The sequence below is a fragment of the Nordella sp. HKS 07 genome, assembly GCF_011046735.1.
Taxonomy (GTDB): domain Bacteria; phylum Pseudomonadota; class Alphaproteobacteria; order Rhizobiales; family Aestuariivirgaceae; genus Taklimakanibacter.
In genome coordinates this window covers 6,833,660-6,850,274 of sequence record NZ_CP049258.1, presented here as the reverse complement: position 1 = coordinate 6,850,274, position 16,615 = coordinate 6,833,660, and the positions used below count along the sequence as shown (strand labels likewise).

At 63.4% G+C, this 16,615-nt stretch carries 15 protein-coding genes; 9 read left to right on the top strand and 6 right to left on the bottom strand.

All coding sequences use genetic code 11. From position 1 onward, the window contains the following. The first annotated feature begins 7 nt into the window (after window positions 1-7). The 5 genes from G5V57_RS32475 to G5V57_RS32460 all read left to right on the top strand — a co-directional run bounded on the left by G5V57_RS32475 (window position 8) and on the right by G5V57_RS32460 (window position 5,596). Complete coding sequence (locus G5V57_RS32475; protein ID WP_165173176.1) at window positions 8-1,546, top strand: UxaA family hydrolase; 1,539 nt, start codon at window positions 8-10, stop codon at window positions 1,544-1,546. Between the two features lie 480 nt (window positions 1,547-2,026). Next, window positions 2,027-4,027, top strand: coding sequence for a hydantoinase/oxoprolinase family protein (locus tag G5V57_RS32470; protein WP_165173174.1), 2,001 nt, complete (start codon window positions 2,027-2,029; stop codon window positions 4,025-4,027). A gap of 112 nt (window positions 4,028-4,139) precedes the next feature. Then, entirely contained in the window at window positions 4,140-4,274 is a 135-nt protein-coding gene (locus tag G5V57_RS34980) for a hypothetical protein (protein WP_256378631.1), read from the top strand. Window positions 4,275-4,363: 89 nt separating this feature from the next. Next, window positions 4,364-4,744 (top strand): cbb3-type cytochrome c oxidase subunit I, encoded by a 381-nt coding sequence (locus G5V57_RS32465; RefSeq protein WP_165173172.1) that lies wholly within the window; start codon window positions 4,364-4,366, stop codon window positions 4,742-4,744. 66 nt (window positions 4,745-4,810) lie between these two features. Next, a complete protein-coding gene (locus tag G5V57_RS32460; protein ID WP_165173170.1) occupies window positions 4,811-5,596 on the top strand; it encodes a TerC family protein in 786 nt (261 codons plus the stop codon). Window positions 5,597-5,610: 14 nt separating this feature from the next. Here the strand turns inward: G5V57_RS32460 and G5V57_RS32455 are convergent, their stop codons facing one another. Then, complete coding sequence (locus G5V57_RS32455) at window positions 5,611-6,447, bottom strand: alpha/beta fold hydrolase (RefSeq protein WP_165173168.1); 837 nt, start codon at window positions 6,445-6,447, stop codon at window positions 5,611-5,613. A 105-nt stretch (window positions 6,448-6,552) separates the two neighbouring features. Continuing rightward, window positions 6,553-8,064, bottom strand: a complete 1,512-nt coding sequence (locus G5V57_RS34695; RefSeq protein WP_246737452.1) for an alpha/beta fold hydrolase — start codon at window positions 8,062-8,064, stop codon at window positions 6,553-6,555. Window positions 8,065-8,236: 172 nt separating this feature from the next. Here G5V57_RS34695 and ettA point away from each other — a divergent pair, with 172 nt between their 5' ends. Next, window positions 8,237-9,892 carry an energy-dependent translational throttle protein EttA gene (ettA, locus tag G5V57_RS32445; RefSeq protein WP_165173166.1) on the top strand — a complete coding sequence of 552 codons (1,656 nt, stop codon included), beginning with the start codon at window positions 8,237-8,239 and terminating at the stop codon, window positions 9,890-9,892. 42 nt (window positions 9,893-9,934) lie between these two features. Here the strand turns inward: ettA and G5V57_RS32440 are convergent, their stop codons facing one another. Beyond that, on the bottom strand, window positions 9,935-10,702 hold the full coding sequence (locus G5V57_RS32440; protein WP_165173164.1) for a hypothetical protein: 768 nt from the start codon (window positions 10,700-10,702) through the stop codon (window positions 9,935-9,937). Next, window positions 10,699-11,724: a histone deacetylase family protein gene (locus G5V57_RS32435; protein WP_165173162.1), complete on the bottom strand. Its 1,026-nt coding sequence runs from the start codon at window positions 11,722-11,724 to the stop codon at window positions 10,699-10,701. Before G5V57_RS32435 ends, G5V57_RS32440 begins: the two co-directional genes overlap by 4 nt. A gap of 187 nt (window positions 11,725-11,911) precedes the next feature. On the opposite strand from G5V57_RS32435, the gene G5V57_RS32430 reads away from it, so the two are divergent. Next, window positions 11,912-12,544 carry an FMN-binding negative transcriptional regulator gene (locus G5V57_RS32430; protein WP_165173160.1) on the top strand — a complete coding sequence of 211 codons (633 nt, stop codon included), beginning with the start codon at window positions 11,912-11,914 and terminating at the stop codon, window positions 12,542-12,544. A gap of 1 nt (window position 12,545) precedes the next feature. Here the strand turns inward: G5V57_RS32430 and G5V57_RS32425 are convergent, their stop codons facing one another. Then, entirely contained in the window at window positions 12,546-13,211 is a 666-nt protein-coding gene (locus G5V57_RS32425) for a helix-turn-helix domain-containing protein (protein ID WP_165174367.1), read from the bottom strand. Between the two features lie 236 nt (window positions 13,212-13,447). On the opposite strand from G5V57_RS32425, the gene G5V57_RS32420 reads away from it, so the two are divergent. Together G5V57_RS32420 and tam are read left to right on the top strand one after the other, a co-directional pair. After that, complete coding sequence (locus tag G5V57_RS32420; protein WP_246737451.1) at window positions 13,448-14,584, top strand: acyl-CoA dehydrogenase family protein; 1,137 nt, start codon at window positions 13,448-13,450, stop codon at window positions 14,582-14,584. A gap of 127 nt (window positions 14,585-14,711) precedes the next feature. Beyond that, entirely contained in the window at window positions 14,712-15,476 is a 765-nt protein-coding gene (gene tam / locus G5V57_RS32415; protein WP_165173158.1) for a trans-aconitate 2-methyltransferase, read from the top strand. A gap of 148 nt (window positions 15,477-15,624) precedes the next feature. On the opposite strand, the gene G5V57_RS32410 is transcribed toward tam, so the two are convergent. Continuing rightward, a complete protein-coding gene (locus G5V57_RS32410) occupies window positions 15,625-16,554 on the bottom strand; it encodes a lysophospholipid acyltransferase family protein (protein ID WP_165173156.1) in 930 nt (309 codons plus the stop codon). Window positions 16,555-16,615: the final 61 nt, after the last annotated feature.

Genomic DNA, 16,615 nt, shown 5'->3' with positions numbered 1-16,615 from the left:
GCCGGCCATGAAGATCGTCGAAACCCCAGCCAGAACCTCCCGCGTCATCCGACTCAATTCCGCCGACAATATTGTCGTTGCCGTCGACAATGTCGAGAAGGGCAAGGAAGCCCTCGGTGTTGTAGCAACGGCACGCGTGCCGCGCGGCCACAAGATGGCGGCGCAGCCGATCGCGCAAGGTGAGCCGATCCGCAAATTCGGCCAGATCATCGGCTTCGCCAAAACGCCGATCGCACCCGGCGACTGGGTGCATGAGCATAATGTCGAGATGCATGATTTCGCCCGTGACTATGCCTATTGCGCCGACGCGAAGCCGGAGGACATTCTGTCTGTCGGCCAGCAGGCGACCTTCGAAGGCTATCGCCGCGCCAATGGCAAGGCCGGTACGCGCAACTATGTCGGCATATTGACGAGCGTGAACTGCTCGGCCTCGGCGTCGAAATTCATGGCCGAAGAGATCAACCGGTCCGGCATCCTCAAGGACTATCCCAATATCGACGGCGTCGTGGCGCTGACCCAGGCGAATGGCTGCGTCATTGATTATCGTGGCGTGATCTTCGATACGCTGAAGCGCACCAGCTGGGGCTATGCGACCAATCCCAATATGGGCGGTGTCGTGATGGTGGGCTTAGGCTGCGAGGGCTTCCAGATCCCGCGCTTCAAGGAAGCCTATAACGTCACCGAGAGCGACACGTTCCGTACCATGACGATCCAGGAGACGGGCGGCACCAGGAAGACGGTCGAGGCGGGGGTCGCGGCGATCAGGGAGATGCTGCCGATCGTCAACAATGTGAAGCGCGAGACCATACCGGCCTCGGAGCTGATGCTGGCGCTGCAATGCGGCGGCTCGGACGGCTATTCTGGCATCACCGCCAATCCGGCGCTGGGGGCGGCGGTCGATATATTGGTGCGCCATGGCGGCACCGCTATCCTCTCCGAGACGCCCGAGATCTATGGCGCCGAGCACCTGCTCACGCGCCGGGCCGCCGATCGCGCGGTGGGCGAGAAGCTCGTCGACATCATCCACTGGTGGGAGGACTACGCGAAGCGCAACCAGATGGAGATGAACAACAACCCGTCGCCCGGCAACAAGCTGGGCGGGCTCACCACCATTCTGGAGAAGTCCCTAGGCGCCGCCGCCAAGGGCGGTTCGACCACGCTGACCGCGGTCTATCGCTATGCCGAACCCGTCACCGCCAAGGGCTTCGTCTTCATGGACACGCCGGGCTACGATCCGGTCTCGGCGACGGGCCAGGTGGCGGGTGGCGCCAATATCCTATGCTTCACCACCGGGCGGGGCTCCGCCTATGGCTGCAAGCCGACGCCGTCGATCAAGCTCGCCACCAACACGCCGATCTATGAGCGCATGATCGACGACATGGACATCAATTGCGGCGACATCCTCGACGGCGTCACGATCGAGGCCAAGGGCCAGGAGATCTTCGACAAGATCCTGAAAGTCGCTTCCGGCGAGCGGTCCAAGTCGGAGCTGCTGGGTTATGGCGACAACGAATATGTGCCCTGGCAGATCGGCGCCACTATGTGAGGGGCGAGGGCCGGGGAACCCATCCGGCTTGGGGGCGTTTGACTTTTATGGCTACAGTCCCCTCACCACCCCAGCCCGATCCGCCCGGACCCGCGCCGGCGCCCATCCCGCCGCATGATCCCATCCCCAATCCACAGCCCCAGCCTGTGCCCGGGAAGCCGTTGTGAGGGTACAGGATGGGCGAAAGCGGGTGTTTCACGTCACCACCCGTCATGGCCGGGCCCCGACCCGGGGCCATCCAGCCCCGACACCATACAGCTGTTGCGTGGTTGGACTGGATGGCCGCCTCAAGGGCGGCCATGACGAGTTAGGCAGGCGGCCATGACGATTTGGGCAGGTGCCCAGCAGAAATCCTGAATCGGATGAATCCTTTGGGCGTATCTGCTCACTCCACATCTGAGCTTTGCGGCAAGGCGCATTGACAGTGAGGGTGCCGCTTGATAGCGGCCTCTCTCCCGTCAACGCCGAGCCCAATTTCCCATGTCCCAGGCGCAAGAATCCTACTTCATCGGTGTCGATACCGGCGGTACCTATACCGATGCCGCCGTCATCGCCGCCGCCGACCATCGTGTCATCGCGTCGGCCAAGGCGATCACCACCAAGGGCGATCTTGCCATCGGTGTCACCGAGGCCATCACCCGGGCGGTGGCCAGCCTGCCGCAGGGCCTTAAACCGGAAGACATCTCGCTGGTCTCGGTCTCCACCACGCTCGCCACCAATGCGGTGGTCGAGGGGCATGGCAGCGCGGTCGGCGTCATCCTGGCGGGCTTCGATGCTCCGATGGTCGAGCGGACCGGCATCGCGAAAGCCTTTCCGGGCATGCCGGTGGAGATGATCGCCGGCGGCCATGACCACAATGGCGATGAGAAAATCGCCCTCGATGTCGCCGGGCTCGACGCGGTCCTGGCGCGGATCGGCAGCAAATGCGACGCGTTCGCCGTCGCCGCCGCCTTCGCGGTGCGCAATCCGGCGCATGAGCACAAGATCCGCGAGGTCATCACGGCCAGGACGGGCAAACCGGCGACGCTCTCGACCGAGCTCTCGTCCTCGCTCGACGCGCCGCGCCGGGCGCTCACCGCCGCGCTCAATGCCCGGCTCATTTCGCGCATCTCGCTCCTCATCGAGGCGGTGGGCCGCGCCATGGCCTCACTCAAGATCGTCTGCCCGCTGATGATCGTGAAGGGCGATGGCACGTTGGCGCTCGCCGAGACAGTGGCGATGCGGCCGATCGAGACGGTGCTGTCGGGGCCGGCGGCGAGCCTCGTCGGCGCCCGCTGGCTGTCGGGCTTGAGCGATTTCATCATGTCCGACATGGGCGGCACCACCACCGATCTCGGCGTTCTCAAGGACGGACGGCCCAGGGTCACCGAGGAGGGGGCGGAAGTCGGTGGCTGGCGCACCATGGTCAAGGCCATCGACGTGCGCACCATCGGGCTCGGTGGCGATTCCGAGGTCCATTTCGAGGCGAGCGGTGCGCTCACCATCGGACCGCAGCGCATCGTGCCGGTGTCGCTGATCGCGCATCGTTTCCCGGAAGTGCTGACCATGCTCGACAGCGATCTCGCCGATACGGAAGGCGGCTCGATGCATGGCCGGTTCGTGGTGCGGCCCTTCGGCGCCACGGGGCCGCTCGCGACGGCCGATCTGTCGGCGCGCGAGAAGGAGATCCTCGATCTCGTCACCGACCGGCCGAAGCCCGTCCGCAAGGTGGCGGTGTCGTCCGGCGCGCAACGCGCCTTGGCGGCGCTCAAGCGCAAGGGGCTCATCCAGATCTGCGGCTTCACGCCGTCGGATGCGGCGCATGTGCTCGATCTTCAGGACAACTGGTCGCGGCCCGCGGCGGAGAAGGCGGCGCGGCTCCTAGTGCGCTTCCGCGAGATGAAGATGCCGTCGCCCGAGCGGGTCAGGAGCTTCTGCGAGGAAGTGTGGTCGGATGTGGTGCGCCTCACCGGCCGCGTCATTCTCGACACGGCGCTCGGCCAGAAGACCGGCGGCGACGCCTTGCTCGACGCCGTCTGCTCGGGACGCGGCGGCATCGGCCTGGCCCGGATCGGATGCAGTCCGTCGGTGCCGGTGGTGGCGGTCGGCGGGCCGGTGAAGATCTATTACGGCGAGGTCGGCCGGCGTCTTTCGGCCGAGATCGTCTTCTCCGAATTCTGCGACGTCGCCAATGCGGTGGGCGCGGCGACCGGCGTGGTGTCGCGCGCCGTGACGGTTACGCTCGAAGGCGACGGCAGCGGGCTTTTCCGCCTGCATGGACCGGAGGGCACAAAGAGCCTCACCTCGGGCGCGCAAGCCCTGGCGCAAGGCGAAGCCCTGGCGCGCCAGGCGGCGCTCGCCGCCGTAGCACTGATGGGGGCGGGGCAGGCCGAGGTGAAAGTGAGCATCACCAAGAGCTATCTGCCGGACGCCGTCGACGACAACGGCCTGCTGAAGGCTGACATCACGGCGGAAGCCATCGGACGGCCGGACACGCGCTGAGCGCGTTTCCGGCTCGGAACTTTTCTATCGCCCGTCCGTTAGGCTCTGCAAGTAGGAGGCCCTCCTGGCCGCCGCCAGGGGGCATGCACCTTCTGGTGGAAATGGGGCGCGCATGCCGGAAGACGAAATCGAAGTCGAAACCGAACGGGTCCGCTCAGGGATAACGCTGCACCGGATGCGCTTCGTCCTGGGTTTCGGACTGCTTGGCGCCCTGGCTGCCCTGATGATCGCCTGGGCCGTTTTCTGAGCCCGTCGACCGCACCTCACTTTACAGAATCGCTTTTCTGATATCTCTGGCGTGCTCAAGGGGGCGCCAATAAGAATTTGGGGAAACACATGACGGGCGCGGCGCGCAAATTTTTCATCCTGGCACTGCTTTATGCCATTGGCGGCATGCTGCTGGGACTTTACATGGGCTTGTCCCAGGATCACAGCCAGATGCCGGTCCACGCCCATGCGATGGTGCTGGGCTGGCTGATGTCAGGCTTCTTCGCTTTCTTCTATCACTTCTTTCCGGAGATCGGCCGGTCGCGGCTGGCGAATGTGCATTTCTGGCTGACCACGGCAAGCGGCCTCATCCTGCTGGTATCGCTGTTCTTCGTCTTGTCGGGCAATATCGGGCTCGAACCGGTGACGGGTATCTCTTCCATGGCGTTCTTCGCCTGCTTCCTGCTCTTTGCGTGGATCGCCCGGCCGGTCTTCAGCCGCGCTGCCTGACGATCCACTCTTGCGCGCTCCCCGTTGGACTGGCAACTAAGTTCACCAGTTCAACAGGGGCACGCGATGGCCGAATTCTTCACGCTTGAGAATCTGATGACGCTTCTGGTGCTGACGGCGCTGGAAACGGTGTTGGGTTTTGACAACCTTCTGTACATATCGATCGAGGCCAAGAAGGTTCCGCCCGACAGACAGAAATATGTGCGCCGGGTCGGCATCGTGCTGGCCATCGCCTTGCGCATCGTGCTGCTCTTCGTCGTTCTCAAGCTCATCAGCGCCTTCCAGGACCCGCTGTTCAGCTTCGATCTCTCGCCCGTGGCGGCGGGCTCGGTCAACGGCCACAGTATCATCGTGCTGCTCGGCGGACTGTTCCTGCTCTATACGGCACTCAAGGAGATCTTTCACATGCTGGCCGCGCCACAATTCGGCCATGGCGAAGGGACCCGGCGCGCCATGCGCAGCGTCGCCTCTGCAATGGTGTGGATCCTGATCATGAACATCGTCTTCTCCTTCGACACGGTGCTGTCGGCGGTGGCGCTCACCGATAATTTCTGGGTGATGGCGCTGGCAATCGTCATTTCGGGCGTGCTGATGGTGGTGATGGCAGAGCAGGTGGCGACCTTCCTCGCCCGCAACCGCATGTATGAGGTGCTCGGCCTCTTCGTGCTGCTGCTGGTCGGGGTCATGCTGATGTCGGAAGGCGGCCATCTGGCGCATCTCGCCTTCTTCGGCTACCCGATCGAACCGATGGCCAAGAGCACCTTCTATTTCGTGGTGATCGCGCTCGTCATCGTCGACATCATCCAGGGCCGCTACCAGAAGAGGCTCCTGGCGGAGAAGGGGGATCATTAGCGCGCATCCCCGCGCTACGCGCCGCTCAGAGCCCTTTGTGCGAAATCGGCAAGCTCCCGGTTGAAGCGCGGAGAATCCTCCAGAAAGGGAGCATGTCCGGCATCGGCGTACCAGGAGGCAGCACAGTTTCCGCAGGTCTCGAGGATGTGCTCGCCCATGGCCGGGAGGATAATCGTATCGCGTTGGCCGTGGGTCATGAGGACAGGTTTGCTGAAGGCGCTCAGTACGTCGTCGGAATCGATCTCGCGCGTGACAAGAGCTCCCCTGACCTTCGGCGGCACCACGATGTTCCAGCATAAGGCGTTCTCAAATTCCTCGTGCGGCAGCGGGCGCGCCGTGCATTCACGGACGAAGGAGCGAATGGCCTCGATATTCGCGGGGAAGTCTTCGGCCGTCGCACCCGGGACGTGATCCAGGAAACCCGGCCCGATGAGGACACCGAAAGCGGCAGAATTGAGCGTCACGGCCGCGCTCACAAAGTTTATCCCGGCCACGCTGTCCTGGCCGTGGGCGCGGAGATAGTCGCAGATTATGAAGCCGGCATAGGACCAGCCGACAAGAAGCGGACGACCGAGATGAAGCTGGTCAATGATCGCCTGGATGTCGTCCGCCCATAAGCGGGCCTCGGTGTAGCTTTCGCGGCCTGGAGGCATTTCCGACATGCCGTGGCCGCGAAGGTCGAAACCCACCAGGCGAAACCTGTCGGCGAGCCCGCTCTCATATTGCCGGTGCCAGCACAGCTGGCTTTGCGACCATCCGTGTATGAACAATATCGCGGGGGCATCGGCCTTGCCCCATTCGCGCACATGCAATCTGACACCGTCGCCGCCGGTCACCGTGTGAGTTTTCATCGTGCTTCTCCCATCTTGAACCGCGCCGATGCTCTCTGACCCGCATTGGAAATGGTGTTTGAATGGGTGTTGGAAGTAAGCCGATGAGGCGTTGGAGTTTCGCCGTCAGATCCGGGGGCCGCTGCCGTTGATGAAGGACCTGACCTCACCGAGAAATTCGGCAAAGGCCGGCTCGTCGCCGAGGAGAATATGATTGGCGCTGTCGAGGTCGACAAAACGAGCGCCAGGTATGCCGGCCGCGAGCGCTTTGCCCTGTTCGAAGGGGACCGCCGCATCATGCCTGGCATGCAGGACAAGGGTCGGAACGCTCACCTTTGCGAGGATGGCCGATACATCCATGTCGCCAAAGGCATGGTGAATCCGACTGGCGTTGACAGGCGAGGCGGTCTCCTTCTGCAATTCATTGAACCAGGACATCTGATCGCGGTTCGCTCCCGGGATGAAGGTCTCGGTGAACAGCTGTCGAAAGGCGGGATTGTCCTTGCCCCAACCTTCGCGGATCAAGGTGGTCATGGCTTCATGGGTGTCTGTCTCATGGAGATCGCCGCGCTTGCGCCAGCCCCTGGCATAGCCGCCATAGAGGACGAGGCGGGATACCCTCTCGGGATGGCGGACGGCATAGGCCACCGAAACCGCGCAGCTTTGCGAGACACCAAGCAGCGGGAACACTTCGAGACCGCTGGCATCGGCGACACTCTCAAGATCGGAAACCATCGCGGCAAGGGACAGGTCATCGGCACTCCAATCGGACAAGCCATTGCCGCGCTCATCATAGCGGATCAGCGTGTTCCGCGCCGAAAGAGAATCGATCCAGTGCCGCCATACCGGGCTTTCCCATTCGTATTGCAGATGCGACATCCAATGCGCCGCGCGCAGAACAGGGGGACCGCTTCCGGACACCGCATAGGCAATCCGGACGCCGTCCGGGCTGCGGCAGTAGCGAATCTCCTGGGAGCGCTCGGCGCGTCCCGGCTCCTCGTCCAGGCTGGTCGCTTCCTGACGAGCGGCGGCGGCAAGGGAATGCGTCTGCGACGACAGCTGCCGATTGGTCGGGTCCATGGACTGCAGCAGGTGAGCATAGGGAAGAGCCCTTTCAGGCTCTCCCTGAAGCAGCTCGACCAGCACCTGCAGTATGAGGGATCTGGTGCGCTCCAGCGCATCGTCGTGAAATGTGCGCCAGGCCTCGAAGACGGGACAGCGCGGCAACTCGAGGCCTTCGAGGAAGCGGCCGCGGAAGCCGGCGGCCAGTTTTTCCAGATCGGGCGTGCCGAGAGAGCGCAGATCCTTCGCGGTCAAACGCGCAATATGTAGCAAATCGACGTCAATTCCGCCGGCATCCAGAAGCACGGTATCCCGGTCGGTCCGCAGAGGAGTTTCATCGGCGTCATCCTCGATGCAACGCCGCAGCTTCGAGAGGCTCCATCGCAGCGAAGCCCTGGGATCGTCGGGCGCCTGCCAGAACATCTGGCACAAATAATCGCGCCGTTGCCGACGGTTCACCACCGCCAGATAGGCAAACAAGGCACGTGTCTTCCTCGACGGCGGCAGCGCGATTTCCCGCCCATCCCGCAACACCACCAATTCTCCAAGCACCTTGACCTGCAATGGCGCCTTCATGTGAAACGACCGATCTGCTGAAAACAGTCTACCTCAGGCGAGGGCAGGCTGCCATCTTGAGGCCCGCTGTTCGGAGCGGGTTCACCCTGGTGCACGGCCTATTTGCATGCGCCGGTCGCATCGGCTAGAAGCCGCGTCGACAAATTCATTTCATCGGTAAACGGAACCCCTGATGGCGCGTCAGTTCATCTATCATATGCACGGCCTTTCCAAAGCCTATGCGGGCGGCAAGAAGGTCCTCGACAATGTGAACCTGTCCTTCTACCCGGACGCCAAGATCGGCGTGCTCGGGCCCAACGGCTCGGGCAAATCGACGCTTCTGCGCGTCATGGCGGGGCTCGACACCGAATTCACCGGCGAAGCCTGGGTCGCCGAAGGCGCCACCGTCGGCTATCTCCAGCAGGAGCCCGAGCTCGACCCGCAGCTCAATGTGCTCGGCAATGTCATGGAAGGCGTCGCCGCCAAGAAGGCGATCCTCGACGAATACAACGCGCTGATGGCGGATTACTCCGATGAGAACGCCGAGAAGGCCGCGGCACTGCAGGACAAGATCGACGCCCAGAATCTGTGGGACCTCGAAAGCCAGGTCGAGCAGGCGATGGACGCCATGCGCTGCCCGCCGGGCGATGTCATGATCGACAATCTGTCGGGCGGCGAACGCCGCCGCGTGGCGCTGACCAAGCTGCTTCTCGCCAAGCCCGATCTGTTGCTGCTCGACGAGCCGACCAACCATCTCGACGCCGAAAGCGTCAACTGGCTCGAGCATCATTTGCGCGACTATCCGGGCGCCATCCTGATCGTCACCCATGACCGCTACTTCCTCGACAATGTGACGGGCTGGATCCTCGAGCTCGACCGCGGCCGTGGCATTCCCTATGAAGGCAATTACTCGGCCTATCTCGGCCAGAAGGCCAAGCGCTTCGCGCAAGAAGCGCGCGAGGACGCGGCGCGCCAGAAGGTGCTCGAGCGCGAGCAGGCCTGGATCGCCTCCTCGCCCAAGGCGCGGCAGGCCAAGTCCAAGGCCCGATTCAAGGCCTATGACGAACTCGTCACCGCGAACGAGAACCGGCTCAAATCGACGACAGCGCAGATCATCATTCCGCCCGGCGAACGTCTCGGCAGCACGGTCATCGACATCCAGGGCCTGAACAAGGCCTATGGCGACCGGCTCCTCATCGACGATCTCAATTTCAAGCTGCCACCGGGCGGCATCGTCGGCGTGATCGGTCCAAACGGCGCCGGCAAGACCACCTTGTTCCGCATGCTGACCGGCCAGGAACAGCCCGATTCCGGCACGATCAAGATCGGCGAGAGCGTTCAGCTCGGCTATGTCGACCAGAGCCGCGACGCGCTTAATCCGAACAAGACCGTGTGGGAAGAGATCTCGGGCGGCAACGACATCATCTATCTCGGCAAGCGCGAGATGAATTCACGCGCCTATACCGGCGCCTTTAACTTCAAGGGCGGTGATCAGCAGCAGAAGGTCGGCACGCTTTCTGGCGGCCAGCGCAACCGCGTGCATCTGGCCAAGATGCTCAAATCGGGCGCCAATGTGCTGCTCCTCGACGAGCCGACCAACGATCTCGACACCGAAACGCTGGCCGCACTCGAAGAGGCGCTGGAGGATTTCGCCGGCTGCGCCGTCATCATCAGCCATGACCGCATGTTCCTCGACCGGCTCGCCACCCATATGCTGGCCTTCGAGGGCGACAGTCATGTCGAGTGGTTCGAGGGCAACTTCCAGGATTATGAGGAAGACAAGAAGCGCCGCCTCGGCGAGGATTCGGTGATGCCGAAGCGCATCAAATACAAGCAGTTCACGCGCTGAAATTTAAAGACCGCCCGTTCCGTTTCGGTGGAACGGGCGGCTCTAGATCAATACCTCCCGTGCCACGCCGCGGCAGTCCATCTCGAATTCGAGATCGACGACCGGCGGGCGCGTGTAGTGCCAGGTAAGCCCCGAGCCGGCCGCACCGCGGGCGACGATCTCATCGGCGAGGAAGGGATGGAGATCGTGGATGGTGTAGGCCTGGACCGCGCTGGTCTCCCGCCAGGAAGCGCCAAGGCGCGACAGCCGGCGCTCCATCTCGCCCAGAACGAAGCGCGCCTTCTCCCGCATCGCTTCGGGACTGATATCGCCCAGTCGAATGGTGTGATCGCGATAATTCGCCTTGCCTTCGACCGACTCGCCGCTGCCGGCGACGACGAAGCCCGGCCGCTCCGCGGGACGCTCGACGGTGAAAGTGAACGCATAAAATGACGGCGTGGCCGGCGGATCGATGATCGGGCAGACATTGGTGCGCGCGACCGGATTGGTCTCGCCGTCGGAAATCCCCCAACGCTGCAAGGTTTCGACATAGAGACGGTTGAAGGCGCGGAATCCCGCTTCGTCGAAGGGGGCCGGCGAGCGCAGCTCGCAGGCGCAGAAGGAGGTGAGGGGCCTTCCCTCCTTCCCGAGGAACGCCTCGATCCGCTCGAAGCCTTCGGCCAAGGGCAGAATTTCGCGAAGGCGCACGCGGACGAGGTCGAAGCCCGGGGCGGCGATCACGCCCGCCGAATACTGGAACACGCCTGGAATGTAACGATAGCCGCCGGGCGCAAAGAGCGTGGTGGCCTGTGGCTGGTCCGGCTTGTTCATCGGGCTCTCCTGAAAGCGGTGAGGAAGGCGGCGAGATTATCGCCGAGCATCGGGGTGAGATAGCCGCCTTCCTGAATGAGAACGGTCGGCAGGCCGAGCGCGGCGATCATCCGCGCCATCTGCATGAAGCCTTCCGTCGTGACGGCACCGCCGTTGAGCGGGTCGGCCTCATGGGCATCGAGGCCCAGGGCCAAAACGAGGGCGCCCGGCTTGAAGTCGGCGATGCGCTTCGCCGCCCGCTCAAGGGCTTCGATCCACACCTTGTCGCCGCTCTTCACCGGGACCGGCAGATTGAGATTGAAGCCTTCGCCGGCCGCGTCGCCCTGCTGCTCGGCATAGCCATAGAAGAAGGGGTAATAGGCGGCGGGATCGGCATGCACCGACAAGGTCAGCACATCGGCGCGGTCATAAAAGATCGACTGGGTGCCGTTGCCGTGATGGACGTCAATGTCGAGAATGGCCACCCGCTCATGCCCTCGGCGCAGATACTGGGCAGCGATCGCGGAATTGTTGAGATAGCAGAAGCCGCCGGAGCGCTCGCCATAGGCGTGATGGCCGGGAGGCCGGCAGAGCGCATAGGCGGCATCGGCGCCGGAAGAGACGAGCTCGGCCGCGGTGAGCGCGCTCATGGCGGACATGCTCACCGTCCGCCATGTCTGCGCCGTGACCGCCCCGGCGAAATCCATGATGTGCCAGCCGGCGCGGCCCAAAATATGCGAGGGATAGGCGGACGGCGCCTCGACCGGCCGGATGCTCGGCATGATCTCCGGAAAAGCGCCCGGAAGCTTCATCCATTCGGCATGGCCGTTTTCGAGGAAGTCGAGATAGCGGCGCGGGTGGACGCCCTCGAAATGGCTCGCCTCGAAGAGGTCCGGCGCCTTGGGCTCGAGTTCCGCCTTTAGGGCGCCCGCCATCAGGCGGCGCACCCTTTCGGGGCTCTCGGGATAGTCGACCAGCGCGCCATGACGCAGATAACGGGTGGGGGCATGCTCGTTCTGTATTTCGCTGAAGACGACTTTCATTCGGTCCTGTCCAATCGACTCATTCTTGCAAAGGCAAGACATCGCCTGATGACAGGCTTCCGCACAAGAGAACATCTTCCTGTCCGGGCGTCATCCGGGCGCGACTGGACTGTACGGATTTGTGTGAACTGGCAATTCCGGACGGTCCAGTTCGGCGTTAAACCCCGTCAAAATCGAGGAGCTCGCCATGTATATCCCGCCGGCCTTTCGCGCGGACGATCCACAGATGCTGCATGAGCTGATGCGCGCCGCGCGGCTCAGCAATCTGGTGACCGCGACGGCGCAGGGTCCGATCGCCACGCCCTTACCGTTGCTGCTCGTCGCGGATGAGGGCGAGCAGGGCGTTCTCTACGGGCATGTGGCCAGGGCCAATGCGCAATGGAAGACAACGGTCATCGGCGAGGCGCTGGCGATCTTCATGGGGCCGGATGCCTATGTGACACCTTCCTGGTACGCCTCCAAGACCGAGAACGGCAAGGTCGTGCCTACCTGGAACTATGCCGCGGTTCACGCCTATGGGCCGGTCGAATTCTTCGAGGACGAAACACGCCTGCTCGACGTGGTCAGGCGCATCACCAACTTGCACGAAGGGACGCGTGCCGAACCCTGGCAGGTCAGCGATGCGCCGGAAACCTATATCAGGTCGCAGCTGCGTGGCATTGTCGGGCTGCGCCTGCCGATTACCCGTATCGAGGGCAAACAGAAGATGAGCCAGAACCGCAACGCCGCGGATCGCGCCGGTGTCGCCAAGGGCCTCGCCGAAAGCGAAAGGCCGATGGACCGGCTGGTTGCCGGTCTGATCCCCACCGAAAGTCCCTGATTTAGGCGGCGCGCGCGTCGACCCGGCTCTTTTCCTTGGCGAAGGGGCTGAGACCCAGCCACTTCTGCATGGAGCGGGCGATCGCCGGATCGCCGGCGAGGTCGAGCGCACCGGCTTCCGCTTCCTTCTCGACTGTCGAAAGCCCCATCCAGATCGCCGTCATGGCATGCAGCGAGCCGGTGACCGCGAGATCGACTTCATGGCCCGGATCGATCAGGCAGAGATCGACGGTGCCTTGATCGATGACAAGCCACCAATGACGGCGAGCCGTTTCGAGCTCGGGATACTCGAAATGTATGGTGCAGCGCTTCTCCGGCAACGGGGTGGGATCGAGATGCCGGCGCATGTCCCACATCAGCAATGACGGATCCAGATTCTTGAGGGACAGGCTCGACTCCACCCAGCGCTGTCCCCATGCTCCAAGCGACATGACCAGTGGGCGCAGATCCTCGCCCGCACTGGTCAGCACATAATCGACGCCGCCCGACACCTTCGATGGGCGTGTGTAGATGATGCCCGCTTTCTTAAGTTCTTTCAGTCGCTTGGACAGAAGGGTAGGCGACATGCGCGGGACCCCGCGGCGGATATCGTTGAACCTTGTGCTGCCGCACAGCACCTCGCGCAGAACCAGTGCCGTCCACCTTGTGCAAAAAACTTCCGCCGCCATCGCGACCGGACAGAACTGTCCGTAACTGCCTTGCTCCACTTCAACTCTCCTGTGGCCAGGCCCTCGGCGGCGGAAGCTACGCCAAAGGCTCGGGGCGAGTCTAGTACAGTTTTGCAAGTGCCTGAGAGGCGAACGCCGGCATTTCGCGGCGATATCAGTACAGATCCGTGACTGGAACGACAGGCCCGAACGGTGGGATGATGGGACATGGGCGCACCCATCCAATGGAGGCCGACATGACCCTGTCGCACAATGTTCACCCCCTGAAACCCGCCGATCTCGCGCAGACCGCCGAAAGCCTTGGCCAGCGCTTCGCCGCGGCGGCGGACCAGGACGAGGACCGCTTCGTCGCGGAGAATTTCAAGGCACTCAAGGAGGCGGGGCTTGTCCAGGCCGGCGTGCCCCGTGAGCTGGGCGGCGGCGGCGCCACCGTCGCGGAGCTTGCCGAGATGCTGCGGGTGCTTGCGCATCACTGCGGGTCCACCGCGCTCGCCTTCTCCATGCACACGCATCAGGTCGCCATCCCGGCCTGGCGCTTCACGCATCAGAAGGTCGCCGCGGTCGAACCCTTGCTCAAGCGCGTCGCCAATGAACGCATTATCCTTCTGTCGAGCGGCGGATCGGACTGGATCGCGGGCTCGGGCAAGGCGGAGAAAGTCGAGGGCGGCTATCGCATCACCGCACGCAAGATCTTCACCTCGGCGGCACCTGTCGGTGATCTTCTGATGACCAGCGCCGTCGATCAAGAGCGGAACGAAGTCCTGCATTTCGGCGTTCCGATGAACTCGCCCAATGTGAAGGTGCTCGACACCTGGCGCACGCTCGGCATGCGCGGCACCGGCTCGCATGACGTGATGATCGACGGCCATGTCGTTCCCGACGCCGCCATCGCGGTGAAACGCAAGGCGGGCGAATGGCACCCGCTGTTCCAGATCATCGGCACCATCGCCTTTCCGCTGGTCTATTCCGTCTATCTCGGTGTCGCCGAAAGCGCCCGCGATATCGCGGTCGGTCTTGCCAAGAAGCGGCGGCCCGACGGTCATGTCCTGGCGCTTGTCGGGCAGATGGACACGGCCTTGCGGGCCGCACAGTTGGCCCGGCGCTCGATGCTGGAGGTGGTTGCGCGCAACGCTCCCTCGGCCGAGACGATCAATGACGTGATGATCGGGCGCCAGCTCGTCGGACAGAACGCAATCCGCGCGGTCGAGCTCGCGATGGAAGCGGCGGGGGGCGCCGGCTTCTATCGCGCGCATGGGCTCGAGCGGCGCTTCCGCGATATTCAAGCTGCGCGCTACCATCCTTTGCAAAGTGGTCCGCAGGCGGAATATGCCGGCGCCATGGCGCTCGGTCTGCCGACCGACAAGATATTCTGAAGCCGCCCGCCTGGAGAGGAGGTATCATCGCCGATATGTGGAGGCGCGGGCTTCCGCCCGCGCAGTTCTTTTCCTTTGTGTGACCTCGCGGCTTTTTCCGGGCGCTTTGGTCATGCCATAAGCGGTCATGGCTGACTGGTCCCCGACGCAATATCTCAAATTCGCCGATGAGCGCACGCGCGCGGCGCGCGATCTCCTGGCGCAGGTCCCGCTCGATCGCGCCGGTAAAGTCTTCGACCTCGGCTGCGGGCCGGGCAATTCGACGGCGCTGCTGATCGAGCGGTTCACCGATGCGGAAGTGACAGGTGTCGATTCATCACCCGACATGCTGGCCAAGGCGCGCGAGGCCCTTCCGCAGGCGCGCTTCATCGCCGGCGATCTCAGCGACTGGCAACCGGAGGAGGGGACTGATCTTCTCTTCGCCAATGCGCTCTTCCAATGGGTGCCGCACCATCTGAAAGTCGTGCAGCGTCTCCTCACCGCGCTGCCGAAGGGCGGCGTGCTCGCCATCCAGATGCCCGACAATCTCATGGAGCCCTCACATGTGGCGATGCGCGAGGTTGCCGCCTCTGGTCCCTGGGCCGCCAAGCTCAAGCATGACGGGCGTGAAGCGCTGCCTCAGGCTTCGACCTATTATGACGCGCTCAAGCCCCATGCGATACGCGTCGACATCTGGCACACGATCTACAATCACCCGATCGACGGCGCTAAAGGCATCGTCGAATGGGTGAAAGGCACGGGCCTGAGGCCCTTTATCGATCCCTTGGACGAGAATGAGCGCCGGGGCTATCTCGCCGCCTATGAGGCGCGCATCGCCAAGGCCTATCCGCTGATGCGCGACGGCAAGGCGCTGTTGCGCTTTCCGCGTCTGTTCATCCTGTGCGTGAAGTAATATCGCAGGCGCGGCAGTGACCGCCGTCGCTTGCAGCTAGAGCAAATCCCGCCAAGGGTGAAGACTTTGGCGACAAGTATTTGCTCCAAGATATTGATCTGGCGCGAATCCTTTTCGGCGAAGTGATTCCACTTCGCCGGGATGCGCGCTAATCCTCTTCCTTCGGCACCCAACGCTTGAAATCACGCAGATGATGATCGGGCTTGGCGCCCTTGATGTCGCCGGGCCTGGCGAGCGCGAAGGTGCGACGGCGCAGCTCCATCACCAGTTCGCGGCGGTCCTCGATATGAGCGATTTCGCCGAAGGGGGAGGGAGCGCCCACGCGCAAGGTGAGGCGGGTGCCGATGCGCCGCGCCGTCTCGCGGAAGACGAGCGAGGCCCGCAGCGTGTCGCTGACGTGGCTGGTGAGTTGGAACAGGCGGCTGTTCTGGCCGACGAAGAAGACGGGCACGATAGTGGCGCGCGAGGTGCGGATGAGCTTGGCGGTGAAGGGCGCCCAGGGCAGCTCGACCGCCGGCCCCTTATGCGGGCGCTCGCTGGTCGAAACACCACCGCCCGGAAATATTCCGATGGCATGGCCAGCACGCAGCCAGGACTGCGCCTCGAGCCTGGATCGCACATTGGTCTCGCGGGCTTCCCTCGTGCCGGCGAAATCGACGGGCAGGAGACTGTCGCGCGCTTCCGGGATCCGGCATAGCACCGAATTGGCGAGCACCTTGGTGTCGGGCCTGACCAGCAGCGAGGCCCAGGCGAGAGTGATGCCGTCCAGCACGCCGTAAGGATGATTGGCGATGAAGACAACCGGACCTTGCGCTGGGCAGAGATCAAGCGTGGCGCGGTCGATATCGATGGTGATCTTCAGGAGTCGCAAGGCGGCGCCGAAGAAGCTCTCGTCCGGCTGCCGCCCGACATTGCGGCCGTCATAGAGTTTCTTGAGCTTGGACTGCCCCCCGATCTTCTCGATCGCCTGGATGACGGTGCGCTGAAGGAGCGGCTGGTCGGCGGTCGAATAGGTGAACCTGACCGGCCCCTCACCACTGGACTGGTTCTTCTGCCTCTTGCCGCGCCTGTCTGTCATGTGCCGTAACCCCGCGCCAATTTCAAACGCCCATGCACCACAAGCAAGTGACATTTCCGGC

What these genes read in the sequence shown, in the direction of transcription:
- tam (WP_165173158.1), top strand. Translation starts at nt 14,712, where the DNA reads ATGGCTGACTGGTCCCCGACGCAATATCTCAAATTCGCCGATGAGCGC.
- G5V57_RS32470 (WP_165173174.1), top strand. Translation starts at nt 2,027, where the DNA reads ATGTCCCAGGCGCAAGAATCCTACTTCATCGGTGTCGATACCGGCGGT.
- G5V57_RS34980 (WP_256378631.1), top strand. Translation starts at nt 4,140, where the DNA reads ATGCCGGAAGACGAAATCGAAGTCGAAACCGAACGGGTCCGCTCAGGG.
- G5V57_RS32435 (WP_165173162.1), bottom strand. Translation starts at nt 11,724, where the DNA reads ATGAAAGTCGTCTTCAGCGAAATACAGAACGAGCATGCCCCCACCCGT.
- G5V57_RS32455 (WP_165173168.1), bottom strand. Translation starts at nt 6,447, where the DNA reads ATGAAAACTCACACGGTGACCGGCGGCGACGGTGTCAGATTGCATGTG.
- G5V57_RS32475 (WP_165173176.1), top strand. Translation starts at nt 8, where the DNA reads ATGAAGATCGTCGAAACCCCAGCCAGAACCTCCCGCGTCATCCGACTC.
- G5V57_RS32420 (WP_246737451.1), top strand. Translation starts at nt 13,448, where the DNA reads ATGACCCTGTCGCACAATGTTCACCCCCTGAAACCCGCCGATCTCGCG.
- G5V57_RS32440 (WP_165173164.1), bottom strand. Translation starts at nt 10,702, where the DNA reads ATGAACAAGCCGGACCAGCCACAGGCCACCACGCTCTTTGCGCCCGGC.
- G5V57_RS32430 (WP_165173160.1), top strand. Translation starts at nt 11,912, where the DNA reads ATGTATATCCCGCCGGCCTTTCGCGCGGACGATCCACAGATGCTGCAT.
- G5V57_RS34695 (WP_246737452.1), bottom strand. Translation starts at nt 8,064, where the DNA reads ATGAAGGCGCCATTGCAGGTCAAGGTGCTTGGAGAATTGGTGGTGTTG.
- G5V57_RS32465 (WP_165173172.1), top strand. Translation starts at nt 4,364, where the DNA reads ATGACGGGCGCGGCGCGCAAATTTTTCATCCTGGCACTGCTTTATGCC.
- G5V57_RS32460 (WP_165173170.1), top strand. Translation starts at nt 4,811, where the DNA reads ATGGCCGAATTCTTCACGCTTGAGAATCTGATGACGCTTCTGGTGCTG.
- G5V57_RS32410 (WP_165173156.1), bottom strand. Translation starts at nt 16,554, where the DNA reads ATGACAGACAGGCGCGGCAAGAGGCAGAAGAACCAGTCCAGTGGTGAG.
- ettA (WP_165173166.1), top strand. Translation starts at nt 8,237, where the DNA reads ATGGCGCGTCAGTTCATCTATCATATGCACGGCCTTTCCAAAGCCTAT.
- G5V57_RS32425 (WP_165174367.1), bottom strand. Translation starts at nt 13,211, where the DNA reads ATGGCGGCGGAAGTTTTTTGCACAAGGTGGACGGCACTGGTTCTGCGC.